General features: G+C 35.7%; 13 protein-coding genes. 7 read left to right on the top strand and 6 right to left on the bottom strand.

What is annotated here, in order from left to right:
* The 3 genes from GQY27_RS19280 to GQY27_RS19270 form a co-directional block, all read left to right on the top strand.
* On the top strand, positions 1-449 hold a 449-nt coding region (locus GQY27_RS19280; RefSeq protein WP_160036886.1), incomplete at its 5' end, for a transposase.
* Positions 450-508: 59 nt separating this feature from the next.
* Complete coding sequence (locus GQY27_RS19275) at positions 509-1,909, top strand: AAA family ATPase (protein ID WP_160036885.1); 1,401 nt, start codon at positions 509-511, stop codon at positions 1,907-1,909.
* Positions 1,899-3,002: an HNH endonuclease gene (locus GQY27_RS19270; RefSeq protein WP_160036884.1), complete on the top strand. Its 1,104-nt coding sequence runs from the start codon at positions 1,899-1,901 to the stop codon at positions 3,000-3,002. The genes GQY27_RS19275 and GQY27_RS19270 overlap by 11 nt, the downstream gene beginning before the upstream one ends.
* Positions 3,003-3,197: 195 nt before the next feature.
* On the opposite strand, the gene GQY27_RS19265 is transcribed toward GQY27_RS19270, so the two are convergent.
* The 6 genes from GQY27_RS19265 to mobQ form a co-directional block, all read right to left on the bottom strand.
* A complete protein-coding gene (locus tag GQY27_RS19265) occupies positions 3,198-4,289 on the bottom strand; it encodes an ArdC family protein (RefSeq protein ID WP_160036883.1) in 1,092 nt (363 codons plus the stop codon).
* A 1-nt stretch (position 4,290) separates the two neighbouring features.
* On the bottom strand, positions 4,291-4,479 hold the full coding sequence (locus GQY27_RS19260; RefSeq protein WP_160036882.1) for a hypothetical protein: 189 nt from the start codon (positions 4,477-4,479) through the stop codon (positions 4,291-4,293).
* A gap of 105 nt (positions 4,480-4,584) precedes the next feature.
* Complete coding sequence (locus GQY27_RS19255; RefSeq protein ID WP_160036888.1) at positions 4,585-6,234, bottom strand: VirD4-like conjugal transfer protein, CD1115 family; 1,650 nt, start codon at positions 6,232-6,234, stop codon at positions 4,585-4,587.
* A gap of 110 nt (positions 6,235-6,344) precedes the next feature.
* Positions 6,345-8,171, bottom strand: coding sequence for a group II intron reverse transcriptase/maturase (gene ltrA, locus GQY27_RS19250; RefSeq protein ID WP_160036881.1), 1,827 nt, complete (start codon positions 8,169-8,171; stop codon positions 6,345-6,347).
* Positions 8,172-8,905: 734 nt separating this feature from the next.
* Complete coding sequence (locus GQY27_RS19245; protein ID WP_160036880.1) at positions 8,906-9,496, bottom strand: type IV secretory system conjugative DNA transfer family protein; 591 nt, start codon at positions 9,494-9,496, stop codon at positions 8,906-8,908.
* A gap of 9 nt (positions 9,497-9,505) precedes the next feature.
* A complete protein-coding gene (gene mobQ, locus GQY27_RS19240) occupies positions 9,506-11,473 on the bottom strand; it encodes a MobQ family relaxase (protein WP_160036879.1) in 1,968 nt (655 codons plus the stop codon).
* Positions 11,474-11,739: 266 nt separating this feature from the next.
* On the opposite strand from mobQ, the gene GQY27_RS19235 reads away from it, so the two are divergent.
* From GQY27_RS19235 to GQY27_RS19220, 4 genes are all read left to right on the top strand, one after another.
* Positions 11,740-12,024: a hypothetical protein gene (locus tag GQY27_RS19235; RefSeq protein ID WP_160036878.1), complete on the top strand. Its 285-nt coding sequence runs from the start codon at positions 11,740-11,742 to the stop codon at positions 12,022-12,024.
* A gap of 1 nt (position 12,025) precedes the next feature.
* A complete protein-coding gene (locus tag GQY27_RS19230; RefSeq protein ID WP_160036877.1) occupies positions 12,026-12,292 on the top strand; it encodes a hypothetical protein in 267 nt (88 codons plus the stop codon).
* Between the two features lie 536 nt (positions 12,293-12,828).
* A complete protein-coding gene (locus GQY27_RS19225) occupies positions 12,829-13,404 on the top strand; it encodes an LptM family lipoprotein (protein ID WP_160036876.1) in 576 nt (191 codons plus the stop codon).
* Positions 13,405-13,929: 525 nt separating this feature from the next.
* Positions 13,930-14,373, top strand: coding sequence for a hypothetical protein (locus GQY27_RS19220; protein ID WP_160036875.1), 444 nt, complete (start codon positions 13,930-13,932; stop codon positions 14,371-14,373).
* Positions 14,374-15,630: the final 1,257 nt, after the last annotated feature.

Here is a 15,630-nt window from a genome sequence, read left to right as displayed (position 1 = left end):
TAACTGCATACAACCGTAGACGTGAACCGGAGATGGAAGGCTTCGATGAGCATTTTGCACCCACATGTGTCAGGGAGTATTCTTACTGCTACGACAGTTACGACTCCAAGTATGAAACACTGAAATACGTAAGGCCGAAGGAATGTGAAAGCTGTCCCTTAGCACACGACTCGCTATGCCAAAAAGTTTATAAAGTAAAAGTAACCACGGATCTGAGAAAATACGTAGCGCCCGCACGAGGCAGCGTTTCATGGAAGCAAATCGCAAAGCGAAGATCCGCAGTTGAACGAGTAAATGCATATCTGAAAGAGTTCTTTCAATTAAATAACGTAAGACACCGAACAGGAGCCAAAGCGAGGCTGCATTTTATCCTCGCAACCTTAGTTTACAACAGCATGAAGCTAGTCGTGGATCGTGTGAACAAACAACAAAGAGCGAAAGCCTCATAAAATTTAAAATGTACTACGATTGCATTGGAGTAGTCTGCAATTCTTTAAGTCAATGCATTATGAAATTGATTCATGTAGATAAAAATTTAAAAAAGACTGAAATAGGACATGTGAAAATTGGTTTTGAAAATCAAACCACAGAGGAAAAGACTAGAACACTATTAAATCAATCAGCAGCTAGTCAGAATAATGTTATCCTAAAATTTCCTAGTAACTTTTTTTCTTTAGGGCAAAGTGCGGAATACTACAAGAATATAAAAAAATTAAATGATGATGATTTAAGAATCGATTTTTTAACGGCTATTAATGATATTGCGTATAATGATGAGCTTATGGAAAAATATTCGGAACAAGAAGTATTAACCGTCTCTTTGATGAGGGAAGTAAATAAATATAATTATGAGAATCAATTTAAGAGAATAGCAAGAGGCGGAGCATTACTAACAGACTTTGATTTTACATTTTCCTTAGAATATCGAAATAAAAAGAAAGATTTACATTTTAAGGTTAAACCAGAAACGTTACCACCTACAAATTTACACACAGTTATTGGTACAAATGGTGTTGGTAAAACTACAGTTTTGAAAGGAATTATGAATGAATATATAAATGGGAAACTCCAAGATAATTTTGCTAATTTAGTTTATATTTCTTTTAGTGTATTTGATAAAATCCCTAGTAATGAAGTAAATGAAAATGATTCTTTTTTCTATGTAGGTTTTAAAAAAAATTTGGGTGAAACAAAAAGTGATACTGAAATTAGTGAAGAATTTAGTGAATCTATATTAACTATTCTGATTAGAAAAAAACAATACTATTTACATCAAATGTTTATGATATTAAATAAAGCGGATTATAATTTTAATAAATTGAGCTTTATTACTATATTAGAGGAATATTTCAAAACTAAACGAAGTAAAGAAGATATGCAAATCTGTACAGAAAACATAGTATCTAAATTTGAGTATTTGAGTTCGGGCCATAAAATTATTCTTCTTTCAATTTCTAAAATAGTAGAGTTGCTAGTGGAAAAAACACTAGTATTAATTGACGAACCAGAAACGCACTTACATCCGCCGTTGTTATCAGCATATATAAGATGTTTATCTGAACTTCTAAAGGCTGAAAATGGTGTTGGTATTGTAGCTACACATTCTCCTGTAGTTCTACAAGAAGTGCCTAAATCAGTTGTATCTATTATTCGTAAATATGGGAATGCATTTAAAATAGAAAGACCTAAAATAGAAACCTTTGGTGAAAATACAGGGATATTAACTGAAGAAGTTTTTGGTTTAGAAGTGTTTAATACAGGATTTCATAAAATTCTAAAAGAAGCTGCAGAAAAGTTTCGAGATTATGATCAAGTATTAGAAGAATTCGATTATCAGTTAAGCTTAGATGCAAAAACGATAGTTAGAAGTTATTTAAATGAACTAGAAAAGGATTTTAATGATGTATAAATTATCAAAACCTAATATCAAAATCGCGGATTTTTTTGATGAGTTACTTGCTAATAGGCAAAGTGCTGCTGGGAAGTTTAGGCTTGGTAGAATAAAATCAATAAAAAGTGACTTAATAGAAAAAGAAGTTCAATATAATAATTTTGTAGCAAATGAAGATGGAAATGAACTACATCAAATAGTTCCCACTCAAATAATAGAAATTCCTAGAGATACTCCTGTACTACAGTTTTTTAATTTTCCTAATACTATAGCCAAAAATAGATTATTAGAGAAATTAAGAGACTATAAGTTAATTGATTTTATTGATCCAACTCAAACCAAAAATTCAATTCTCGAACAATTACAAGAAGTAAAGTTAAATCATTTAGATAGTATTTTATCTGTTGGAGAAGATTTAGATAATTATATTAGATATGTAGATAAAAATGTTATGAAAGAAGCATATGAAGATTATTTAGTAAAAGACGGTGATGGGATAGGGAGAGTTATTTATGATGAATTAATGTTACTTGCCGATGATGGCATCTGTCCTTATTGTTTAATAGGAAATGTCGCGACATTAGATCACTATCTCCCAAAGGCGAACTATATTAACTATGCAATAACCCCAATTAATTTAATCCCAAGTTGTATAGAATGTAACACTAATAAGTCTGATGAAATTTATGATACTGAAGAGAAATTGTTGATAAATTCATATTTTGAAGATATTACAAGTATAAATTGGTTAGAAGCGGAAGTAGTAGAGGCATTTCCTATAACATTTAAATTTAATATAAATAGTACTATGGGAAGTTCAATATTGCGAAGTAGATTAGAGCGTCAATTTTCGAAGTTGGAATTAAACACGAGATATGGGAAGGCTGCTAGTAGAATATTTAGGATACGGGTAAAAAGTATTGTTACTGATTACTTATCTGGAGGTCTAGAAGCAGTTCATGAAAAATTAGAAAGCGATAAATCTTCAGCGGAGTTTTTAAATTTAAATTCAATAGAAGCTAAGGTATATGAGAGTTTATTAGATTCTAATTGGTTTATGCGAGAAGACACTATAGAAAGTATTATTGCATACTATGAGTTGAGTTATTGAAAATTGGTGATTCCCACTACATCTTCTTTAAAATGTCCACGCTCAGCACTCATGGCACTTCGTATGGGGTGCAGGATTAGGCCCAGTACAAAAGTCGTATTGTAATCTTTATATATAAAAGACAGCGAAGAAAATAACAAAGTCAACCGATAAGTCATCGGTTGACTTTGTTATTACCAATTTGGTTAAACATAGTTAGTGTTCTAATTCTGGTCCTGATTTTGAGTTTTTTTCTACTACACTAGATTTTTCATGTTCTTTTGTTTGTTGTTCATCTTTATCTGTAGACGCTGCAGCCACTTCTCTAGCTGCATCTATATTAGGATTTGGTTGTCCAGATGAAATAGTTCTGTCGAGAGTTTGCTTTTTTATGACTTCTTGAATATGTTCTCTATCCAGATGGTCGATCTCCCTGATGATATTATTTGCTGTTTTCTGTATCTCCCCAAGTGCTTGTTTTGCTAGCTTCATATCCTTGGTCCAAGTTGCAATGTAACCGGCGCTATATGCCTCCGTATCAAGACCGTAATACTTTGTAACCATAAACGCTGTAGCTTCTGCCTGTGCTTCCTTATGTCCCCTTGGTAGGTCTTTTAACGGGCTGTCCATTCGGTGAAGCTGCGAATGCGCATACTCATGAACTAATGTTTTGAATTTCAGTGTTGAATTAGGGATAGCAGGGTTAATCCGAATTGCATGGTTCGCGCGGTCATAATAACCTCGAGCGTTAGGATTTTCTTTAAAGTCATCGGCCATTTCCCTTATATCCATTTTCTTACCAAGGTGCTCTGAAAGCTGAAGGTACATTTTAGCTGCTCCATTACTGTCTTTAATATCATCACGAATGAACTGCCGGACATTAACAATTTCCTTGCCCTTTGTTTGGCTCACGTCAAACACATTCACACCCTTAAAACCAGTAATCTTCTCTACCTTTTCCGTAATCTCTTTTCCCTTGTTATCAAGCTGCGGACGCTGCGAAACCGGATCTATTTTAGTCACCTCCATTTTCGTAAATGTAGGAGCAAAAATTTTAATAGCCGATTCTCCCTTCTGGACCTGTCTGCCCATCTCCTCCCAGCTTCTATATCCCTGCACCATAGTAGCATCGGGTTTTTGAGAATATATCATCACTACGTTATTTAAGCTATATTTCGGAAATTTAGAGGCTACTTCTAGAAAATGCTGAAATTCATTATTTTTAAATATTCGATCTATGGCTTGGTCCACTTGTTTTTGTACCTCAGCCATCTTCGCTTCATACTCTTTAGACTTAGGAAAAGGCACTTTATTCACCCTCTTTCAGGTATAGAGGTTCGTATAATTTAACCCCGTTTTCTATTTTTTCGAGATAGGCGATTTCTTCATAGGTCAGCAGATCTTCATTTGGAATTTCTTCATAGGTTAGATACCCAGCCGGTTTAGCTAGATATATAGGTTTTTCGCTACCAACGATCTCATAATATTGATAGTACATGCTGCTTCCCCTCTCTGTTATAAATCATACTTTTATCTGTGGTACTTGTATTCAAAAGACTCTGTTATAAGAAGCGGATGCATTTCATCAGTATCTCTCCTTTCATTACATAGGTAGATCATCTTCATCATCTGTATTTTTAAGCTCTTTTCTTTCTCCATTATCTTTTTGATCTGGAGCTGTTTCTACTGTTAGCTCGTTAAGTACATCCATTAAAGCATCTGCATCAGGATCACTATCATCAATTTTGCTTAGTGCTTCTTCTAGCTCCCGAAAAGCAGCCTGAACTTCTTCATCACTTTTGGTATCCAGTTCAGAAGTGGTAGTTTCATTCCAAAGATCCTCCGTATTTCTGAACTTTGGTTCTGCAGAAACATTTCCTAAAAGCATACTTAATTCTTCTTCTGAGATTTCTTCGCCCTCATCCAGTTCTTCTACATAATGCTGCTCTTCATCTTGTGGGACTTCCATTTCAGCTTCTAGAGCCATTATTTGGGCCTCTAATTCTCGGTCATAACCATCTTCTTGTAATTCCTCTGTAACTGTATTCTGAGCTGTATAAGCTACTGAAATTTCTTTATTTGCCTTCTTATGACTCTTACCAAATGTTTTCAGGAATTTTTCTCTGTAAAACTGCTCATAACTTGGCCTACGATCCTTACCAAATAAGAACTCACCGTATATTTTAAATTGATAAGATTTCTCTAGTTTTAAAGGAAAATATCCATTAACGAAAAGATAGCATATTGCAGGATTTACATTCAGCAGCTCCCCTTGTGTAATCAGTGGCCGCTTTACATACTGTTCTGACACACTTTTTGATGCATTTTTTTCTCCAAATGATGTGCTTCTCTGTCTATGTTTAATCGTTGTCTCCCCCGCAACATCACTAAAATACTTAGCAGTCTTTGTATCCTTGGTGCGAAGAAACAGCGTAGTATCATGGTTGTTAATAATAGAACGTGCCATGTCTGGACCATACATACGTTTATCTTCTAATTGCCCGATATCTTGAATAACTGTGTGCAAAGACATCCCGAGTCCGCGGCAAGTGGCCAGAATATTTGGATACCCATTGATTCTCCCAATGTTTGCAAATTCATCTAGTAAAAAAATGGAATCAATCGGAAGTCGTGAATGGTTTTCGTCTGCGATATTATAAAATGTATCGATAAGCTGTTCCATAAAAATAGCCGTAAGCTGCTTAAATGGATTACTCTTCATACGTACTTTGATATAGAGAATCGTTTTCTTCTGCTGTAGATCCCTAAAGTTAAATGCACTTTTTGATGTAAATTTAGCTATCTTATGCATGGCAAAGATTCCGATCTGCTGTGCCAAGGTTGACATAATTCCGGTTCTGGTATTTCCAGCGCTCATATTAGCAAGCGTAAACATGTCATATGCTGGATGGTCTTTTGGCAAATTTTCAAGTAGCTGTTCAAGGAATTCTTCGTTCTTCCCAGCTTTCGCTGTGAAATGCACTACATGAGTCATTGTTGCCTCAGTACCATATTCTGTTTTGATGTACAGAATGATTGCAGCAAAATATGCGATAGCAGATTCACTCCAAAAATCCCGTTTACCATCATCAACCGCATTCGATGCGATGGTATTTGCCACGGCACGTGCATCCTCGTCATCTTCTACATAATCCAGCGGATTATAGCCCACATCTTCAGAAAAGTTTACGAAGTCGATTTGATATACGTTATACCCTTGATCTCGTTTGAGCTGGTGGGTAGCTTCATAAATCTATAGTGATAGGTAAGAGTTTGAAATAATCTCCGTCTTTTCCCCCACTTCACACCGTACGTGCGCGTTTCCGCGCATACGGCGTTCCATCGTTTCCAATTGACTGAAAGTTAACTTGTTATTGGTTCATTATCTAAGGCAGCTCGTAAATAGTTAAGCTTAATCAACTGCGATTTTTCAAGAGAGAAATATAGTAGGTATTTGTTTATCTTGTCTTCATTTGTAATGTGTAACAGTCTGTGAATGAAGCTATCAATAATGACAAGGTTCGAATATTTGTCTGTCCCTCCTTGATGGATGGGAGTTATATGGTGACAATGTACTCGATCAATACCAATGGGTTCTTTTGTAATGAAGCATCTTCCATACTGGGCAATGTATTTGGATATCCGATTATCGTTGTACTCAATACTCCTGTTTTTGGAGTAGGTCATCATCACTTGATGGAGCACATCTTTCGGTATCGCCTGTAGATTCCTATGGATCTTAGCTCTGCCGAAGGCAGTATAGTCACAGGTGTCTTGACTAAAATTCCAGGGATTTTTATGGTGAACACCTGTAACAGGGAGCATCGGCGTCTGTTGTACGCTATAGATTTTGGAATCCGGATGGATACCTCTTGTTTTCTTCTTGAAATTTTCACTAGTTGATTTAAAGCTCACTATTATACTTTTATTTCTGAGTCTAGCCTTTATGGTCTTAAGAAGAGTGTAATTCACTTCTGTTAAGTCCATATATACGGTTGTTGCTACTCTGTAGTAATTCTGAATCCCAACAAGGGTTGTGTTGAATCTATGGACATTGTCTGCTACGGGTTCAGCCTGTATTTCTTTGACTTTCGCCTTTAGGATTCTTTTGGTTTTAGCAATAGCTTTGTCACTCATAGAAGTCTTGGCTGAGAAGCCATATTTACTTTTATTTTGCTGAGTGATTTTCACCTTGAATCCTAGAAAGTCAGAGGAATTCTTTTTGAGATTAACCACGCTGGACTTCTCCTCATTGACCTCTAATCCCAGTCGGGATTTAAGAAAGTCGACCGTCGCAAAATAGAAGCGTTTAGCCTCTTGGTATGTACGGCACATGATCTTGAAGTCATCTGCATAACGGACAATGTATCCTGATTTTAAATCCGTATAATCTCTAGCATACTGAGCGAATCCATTCCTGCTCCTTCTTGTTGGCTGGTAAGTTTCCCATTGGTCACTAATCCACCAATCCAGTTCATTAAGAACGATGTTTGAGAGAAGCGGTGATATGATACCTCCCTGCGGAGTTCCCTTGGATGGTATTCCTATCCCCTGGATTTCGGACTTCAGTATCTTAGATACAATACAGATCAAGGATTTATCTCTTATTCCTAAAGTCCATATTTGTTTAAGCAGTTTTCCATGATCCACGTTATCAAAGAAGCCCTTAATATCAATATCCACGCAATAATGAGCGCGACCCATGTTGATGAGACTTACCATTCTGCTGAGCGCATGATGCGTGCTTCTATTTGGGCGAAAGCCATAACTATGAGAATGGAATTTTGCTTCACAAATGGGCTCAAGGACTTGTCTGATCGCCTGTTGTACTAGCCGATCCCAGATTGTTGGAATGCCTAGAGGCCGTTTCTTATCAGATCCTTCTTTAGGAATAAGAACTCTTTTAACAGGTTTGGGCAGGTAGTTGTTCAATCGTTTTCTGACCTCATGAACAATTTCAAGGTCGTTAAGGTGCCAGATGTCTTTGATTGTTAGACCGTCGGTACCTGCCGTTTTGCTTCCCTTGTTGGTTTTGATGTTTCGATAAGCTAACCGTATATTTTGCTCTGAACCAATGATATTTGTTAACTTGTAGAAATTGTTACCATTGAGACTGTCGGAATATAGGCCGTCATACACTTTCTGCATGTCGTAATATTCGTTGTATCTCAGCTTGGGTTTCTTCAACATGGGCTGTAACCTCCTATCCTATCTGGAGAATTACATCTCTTAGTCTTACATGAAACCATGTGAACCAAGTCAGTAACTGTCAATCTTCAATCGACTAGTGGCTATCCCTCCACGTTCGTTACACGCTTCATCGGTACTGTGCCACCACTTTCACTGCCATAAATTCGAGTTATACCATTGAGTAGTATCCTCAAGGCTTTCCTCGGAACCGTATCATCGGAATGCAAGTCCTCTACGTTGGCAGTTTCCCACGTTCCGTTATTCCTATCTATGCATATACCGTTAGGTTTCCCCTATGAGCCTGCTACCTTGACATTGCCTGTAACAATGTATGGATTTTCATAAAGGAGAGTTTTACTAATCCACAGTAGCGACACATATTTGTGTCCGAGAGCCTTTCGACTCCCTCCCGATATAGACCCGTACAATCAGAGATTCGTCCGCATTTTACCCTCAATCGCTTTAGGCTTATCATGCATCCTAACCATAGGTATTTTGTAGACTTCCGGCTTATAGGTCGCATCTCTCACCTCTGAGGACTTTCGGACACCGTTAGGTGTCTACGGCGACTCTCAGCCGACTTCACCGAGCTTCTTACGAATTGGTTCTTGCTAACCGTCTTCGCAAGTCGGAGGATTAAAGGAAGCCCTTCAAGGCGTTACCCTATCTTTTGACTTCTCGGAATAACAGTTCACTGTGAACTGTATAAGTTCGACAATGCCTAAGCTTTTCACTTAGGAACGTGTCGCGCCCCCTTTAGGATCTGTTACTATAATGGTTTCATCTATATGATTTAGCATGTTAGGAAACACATACGCTTGCCCTTTCCCTGAACCGGATGAACCAATTACAAGGACGTTACGATTATCAACATTGGTCCCTTTGGGCATGATAATAAGTTCTTTTTTACTTGGGACTTTACCCAAAATAATTCCCGGTTCCATCTTAAACGCACTCATCGGATCACTCTGATATGAATTTCTTTTTGAAAAGGTTTTTCCATTAATAACATCAGATGGCTGTCCCCACTTTGATGTCCCGTGGAGTCCAAAATCACTGGCATCAATAAGTTTTGGAACTAAAATTGACGTCTTCATACTGTAAAGCAGCGCACCTAAGATAATGAACGGTGTAAAAGAGAATATCACTTTCAAATTTTCCTGCGTATAGCTAAATGGAATAACGGTAGATGGATCTAATATGAGTTCTGTAATATCCCCCCCTGGACCAATAAAATAAAAGCCAACCATGAGCAGATATGAAAATATTAGGCTTAAAAGAATACTTACAAAAATGGGTTTCCATGCTTTTTTCTTAAATACCATATTTCCCCCTTAATGATCCAAATGCTGACCTCTATATCTTCTGCGTTGCTTTTTCTCCGTTGGATCTTTTCCACGTTTTTTATTTTTGTTTGCCCGCTCTACCTGATCTAAAACCTGAAGTAATCCAGAAACAATATTTTGCGAATATGTTTTTTCTATTTGCTTCTCTGGCGTTAAGGTTTGATCTGAAGTATCCGCATTTTCCTTTTCAAATTTGCTGATGATAAGATGCAAATCTTGATCAACTCTTCCTGTACTAAGACCCTTCTCATGACGGTCTTTAAGCTGCAATATCACTTCAGCATTTTTAATTGATTCAAGGGAATCCGAATAATGACTTTGTAACTCCACTTTAATCAGCTCAACATTACCAGCTAGGTCTTTTTCGTGTCTCTCTCTTTGGATTTTATACTGCTCTACTTTTTTATTTGCCTCATAAACAAGATCATACTTTTGTTCTTGTAGAGAATTTAGGATTACTTTTCTTTGTTTTTGAATTGCGCGATCTAAAATGAAAATACTCTTTGAGATATTTTTAGTTTGATCGGAAAGAGAAGGTACATTTTTATGAATCTCATTTTGCTTAGACTTGGCATACTTAGGTATCTCTTCTTTGTTTAAAACCTGATTAGTATCCTTAAAATACTGAACTGCATGGTACATCTCATCTATGGGAATCTTAGAATTCATTTGATACAAAACTAAAAATTCTTTTTCCGTCAGTTCTCTCTGCACCTCTAATGCTTTTACAGATTTATCTAGCAGTAAGCTGTATTTCCTTAGATCTTCACTATTTTTTTGTTCCATTACTTTTATGCTAGCAACTTTATCTTTCATCTGAGCTAAAAAATGAGTAGGTTTGAAACCAAATTTCAGTACCTGTTTTGGGTCTTCCTGAAACGCTTTGTACGCTTTACTGAGGAGATTTTTTTCTGAGAGGATTTTCACTCTATCACTTTCAATTTTTTTCTTCCAGCTTCCTTGTTCAATTTCATCTTTAATATGCTTAGCAATTCTGAAATCTACATAGCTTTTAGATCTTTGGGCAACCATCTGTAAAGCTGATTTTTCTTCTACACTAAGCTGTCTGCTTGTGCGAACCAGCTTGATTTGCTCTTTAAGTGTTTTTTCGTTTTGGTACTCAGAAATCGAGATAACTTGTTTCCTTCTATCATCACTCAGTTTACCGAGTTGTGCATTCAGTTGCCTTATTTCTTCATTAATTTTTCCGTAAAAAGTGGCAGGTTCATATGGAGTTTTGTTTCTAGCTGCTTTATCTTTTAACTGCATTTCATAACGATAAGCTGTCCTCTCCAGCCTTATCTCAGGAATCCGTTCAAGGCCCTGCTTCTTATAACTCTCATGAGAAACCTGATCATCTATACCGCGTATGTTCAGCTTCTCATTAATTACTTCTGCATAATTTTTACGCCAGCGAGACAACGTTTCTTTCTCATTCCAATCTGTAAGGTGAACACTTACCTTTTTGATCACCCCACCGACTTCCTGGTTAATCTTTTTACGCTTGTTCCCCCAAGAACCATCTTCATTAAAAGGGCGCATAGTTAGCATGACATGGGCATGGGGATTCTTTTCTTTGTCTCTATGAATTGCAATATCTGCTACCATACCTTCATCTGAAAAATTCCTTTTACAAAATTCGAGAAGCAACTCCTTTTGATCTTCCTCATTTAACACAGTAGGAAGGGCTAAGCGAATCTCCCTAACCATTTGTGCATTCTTTTGTTTCTCAATTTTCTCAACTTCGTTCCATAGACGTTCCCGGTCCATAACCCAATCAGGAGCATGCTTTGGTTTTAAAATAAAGCACTGCGGCTGGACAATTCTTTCACCATAGTTTTTAGTCAATCCATCGCGCTCTGAATAGAGAGTCTCTCCGCTGCGATAAGCTGCGGCCGCGACAGCGGAATGACTCGCTCGGTTTAAGATTTGTGAGCTAAAGTAAAAGTAACCCATGTCTTCACCACCTTCCAAAAGCCCCTGCGGGTTATTTGCCGTTAGGTAAATTTACTTTCCTAAGGGAAAGTCATTCACGGTTAGTGAATGAGATCGAGCAGAAGGCGAGTCCCATTCCCTGCATCGTAGGGGTATAAATGGGCACTCTCGCTTCGCTCTTGTGACCTATCGTATCACAAATTACCATTTATTAGTAGACTTTCTTCTCTTTTACCAGTAAAATAAGGATCAATAAATCGATTGTTACTCATGAGGAGGAAATGAAAATGGCGAAGAAAAGTAAGTTAGGACAAGTACAAAAACTAGAAGAACAAATCAAGGAACTAAGAGAAAAACAGAAGAAGATCATAGAGCAGGCCCAAAGGGAGATCGGGGAATATGTAATGGATTCATGGGAAGTAGAGGATATAGAGCAGGCAAAAAAATTGATAGATCAGTTTCAATCTGAGGCTAAAAATGCATTTAGGAACATGGGGGGAAATAATAAAGGTTTAAAGGAGGATTTGACTGACGAAAGTATCTATAGCCAAGCAGGTTCAACGAGTGCTTAGGATGAGTCATGATGAAACAAAGAAGACACCCATAACAGACATCGATCTAAAAATCCAGCAGCTAAAAGAGAGACAACACCGATTAATGAAGCTAAGCTCTGAAAAAGAAAGAAAACAAAGAGCAAATCGTTTAATACAGACCGGTGCTTTAGCGGAGAAGTATTTTGGAATTGAACATTTAACTATAAAACAGCGCGAAGAATTATTTAAAATATTCTCTGATTTCATCTCAAAAAACACCCCTACTAAATATAGGAACAAAGATTAACTACTCTTGTTTCGTAAGGAGGGTACTGTGTTGGATGCAAAGATCATTTAAATCATCAGGTCATCGAAGTTATTGAGGAACGTGTTTATAGGCAGAGAAGTAAACAGCAGAAATACGAGGAAAGATTAAACCAAAATAAACAAACATCTGACAAAGTTACTTCAAACCGTCTTATTTTGTAGATATACTATGACTTATTGCATAATGATGATTATTTTTTCTACAACTTGGATAGTATTTCTAAATCTAGTTTTCGTATATCTGAAGACACTTTTGGTTTCATTTCTTTCGTAGGAAATCAACAAAACAGTTTCTGTATTACTACAAGTCTTGTACAAGTCGTTGACTTAAGTCAACGACTTGTAACGTTATTAACGTTTACTAAATTGCAAATTACTTAGAACTCCATTCTTGCACCCTATATATATTTAATGTAGAATACTTAAGCTCACTAGATACGTTAGTTAAATAAGAAATTCTCTGACTAAACTCATTAATTAGTGCGAAAAGAACAAATTATATATTGGGGGAAAATCGTGAAAAAATTATTATTATTAGTTATTTGCAGTTTAACACTACTTACAGCTTGTTCTCAGAAAGCAGATTTATATGAAAGCCAGCTAACAGAAGAGAAATTAAAATTCACTGAAGAAATAAATGAGAAAGAGGAAAATATAGAACAATTAAAACAAAAAATAAGCCAACTCAATGTACAGATTAACGATCTAAATAAAGAAAGAGAAGATATTATTTCTATAAGTAATATCTCAATGGATTTTATTAAAGCCCAAACAACAGGAGATTATTCTACTCTCCAAGGTTTGTTACCAGAAAAGTTCAGCCTTATAGAAAAAGATAATGAACTACTATTAATTGATGAGAATGATATTGATAACTCCATATTTGATAAAGAAAAGACGTTAATTGGTTTGGAATACCGAGGTTATCATTATGATAGTAAAGATAATACATATATCCTATTCATAGCAGAATACTATGAATATAATGAAGACGTAGATGTAGAATTTAAAGAATTTCTCCAAGTTGTAAATTTAGAATTCATAGATAACGGTGGACGATGGCAAATTGAAAGTTTTGACTTTGACATATAGAATAATGCTGTTTTTGTTGAACTAATATTTACGTAAGAGATTAGCTATAACCCGTAAGAATGGACACTTTTAAAAAAGCGACCTCTTACGGGTTTTTAAGTTTGACCCATACTATTTAAATACGTATATGGGCCAGCATCTAATCAGACAATTGTATTCGTTTATAGTAACTCGAACTTTTTGACGACTAATGCGGTGTGTTCATACGTATAATTGCTTGGATATACTTAGGCATTCTAGCAGCTATAGAGCGGGTTTAAATGATTGTACCAGTTAAAAGCGATGTATATTCTATATGCAGATGTAAATAATCGTCTACATATTAAAATTATTAGAATAGATAACCAAGGATGATGCTATCAATGTCAGGACCACAAACTGAAATGTACTGGAAACTTGCTGTTTTATATTTAACTGAAGCATAAGAAATTTAAAGCTCATAAGTAGATTTAGGAAAAGGGGCCTATAGCATTACCAAGGTTCAGGTTATAGTAAAGAGAATGATAAGGAAGAGGTTGTCATCTTATGAATATTCAACGTGTCTATAAATCAAAAGAAGATTTTACAAATAAAGTGAAGTCAGTCGATCCAACATCTCTAATCAGTTATAATCTGCAGAATATGTCTCTAGAAATTACGATCATTTCTTCATCTCAAAATCAATTATTCATTAAACTATCTGAATTTGTAAATTATGATGACTCTCCTCAGCTTTTAGCGCACGATTCGTTCTTTATTATATTAAATGAAATCAAAGCCATTAATTCAGGCGAGAAATTTATCAGACCATTATTGAAACTATTCAACGAAAACCTTATAGCTATTGTTCTTATGCCTGAAGAACATTACTACACAACAGATAGGAATTTAATTGATGAGATTGAGAAAGATTTTTATTGGGATGATATTTATGAGAGTGGCAATTCAAAAACTTATGTAATATTTCATTCAGCCGAATATTTGGTTTAATTTTGGAGGTGTATCGATGTTTTTCTATTGGGTAATTGGCTTTGGTATCATTAGTAGCTTAATTATTAATTGGTCATATAAGAAATTTTTAAATATGAAACCTACATTTGATGACATCATGATATTAACCCTGTTCTTCCTTGGAACCTCTTCGCTGATTGAAGACCTAATTAAAGCTCAAGATTTTTTTGTTTCAATCATGTGTACTCTAACCTCACTCTTACTTGCATTTCGTCGTTATAAGAATATTAAGAAAATTTCCCAAAAAGCTAATGGTGACCTCTGAGAAGAGGTTTTTTGTTTTTTATCATATAAAATACTAATGCCTATTGTTATATGTATTAGTCATCTATACCTTATAGTGTTAATCCTAATTCTGATATCTTTAAGGGTAATCACTTTCTACTCGGCATATCTTATAAGCTGCCTATGCAACTTACTATCTAGATCTAATATTTGCTTCCTCGCTTCTCTTCCTCTTGCTAGAGCGCTTCTTATGTTTCTACCGGTCTTTACGGTTGATCTGTTCTAAACGAAACTATATTACTAGTGGATTACGTACGATTATGAGTTTAGTCATGCTGTGATTCCACCAAAAGCAACTTCAGTCTATATGATTCAGCATGACTCTCTTTTATGCCTTTCATATTCGAATCCCTTTGAAATATATATTTTATAGGTGGAGAATAAGCATCATTAAAACTATTCTACAACACCATTTCTTAAAATCATTTCTTAAAACCTTTCTTTAATATCATAAGTCAAAACATTTAGTTAATACCTTTTTAGAGCATAAAAAATTGCTAAAAAACCCTTGGTATGACTGGGTTCCTACGATTCCGAAGAATAAGAAAAAGAAAGATACTTTGTTTAAACACTCCCCTATTAGAAGCTTACACATAGAAATAAGCTTATTCCCTAAGAATGAACAGATTATTCATAATCATAGTCTAGTAATAAACAGTATAAGAAGTAGTAATGAACAAACAAAATTAAAATAGCCACGATATAAAAATAGTTATCCACAACATTATGATTAAAAAAACCTTTTACTGGATAGAATAATTACTAGTAGATCATATCCTCCCCTTCTGGATGCTACTCTTAAGCTTGCTAAACATATAAAGTAGGATAGCGATAGTAAAAAAACGACACACCAAAAAGCAGTCGCTTCTATGTAGTAGAATCCCACTGCGTAATGTATGTGTGCTTTTAACAAGGAAGCTAGAAAAAGACACAGGAAAAAGCCTACTTAGA

The sequence above is a fragment of the Paenibacillus sp. An7 genome (assembly GCF_009870785.1).
In the GTDB taxonomy this organism is placed as follows: Bacteria; Bacillota; Bacilli; order Paenibacillales; family Paenibacillaceae; genus Paenibacillus.
The sequence above is the reverse complement of the archived record's forward strand: the minus strand, read 5'-3'. Positions and strand labels throughout refer to the sequence as shown.

Bases quoted from the DNA above. Each gene is read 5' to 3' on its own strand.
- GQY27_RS19275 (WP_160036885.1), top strand. From the start codon at position 509: ATGAAATTGATTCATGTAGATAAAAATTTAAAAAAGACTGAAATAGGA.
- GQY27_RS19270 (WP_160036884.1), top strand. From the start codon at position 1,899: ATGATGTATAAATTATCAAAACCTAATATCAAAATCGCGGATTTTTTT.
- GQY27_RS19260 (WP_160036882.1), bottom strand. From the start codon at position 4,479: ATGTACTATCAATATTATGAGATCGTTGGTAGCGAAAAACCTATATAT.
- ltrA (WP_160036881.1), bottom strand. From the start codon at position 8,171: ATGTTGAAGAAACCCAAGCTGAGATACAACGAATATTACGACATGCAG.
- GQY27_RS19245 (WP_160036880.1), bottom strand. From the start codon at position 9,496: ATGGTATTTAAGAAAAAAGCATGGAAACCCATTTTTGTAAGTATTCTT.
- mobQ (WP_160036879.1), bottom strand. From the start codon at position 11,473: ATGGGTTACTTTTACTTTAGCTCACAAATCTTAAACCGAGCGAGTCAT.
- GQY27_RS19235 (WP_160036878.1), top strand. From the start codon at position 11,740: ATGGCGAAGAAAAGTAAGTTAGGACAAGTACAAAAACTAGAAGAACAA.
- GQY27_RS19230 (WP_160036877.1), top strand. From the start codon at position 12,026: ATGAGTCATGATGAAACAAAGAAGACACCCATAACAGACATCGATCTA.
- GQY27_RS19220 (WP_160036875.1), top strand. From the start codon at position 13,930: ATGAATATTCAACGTGTCTATAAATCAAAAGAAGATTTTACAAATAAA.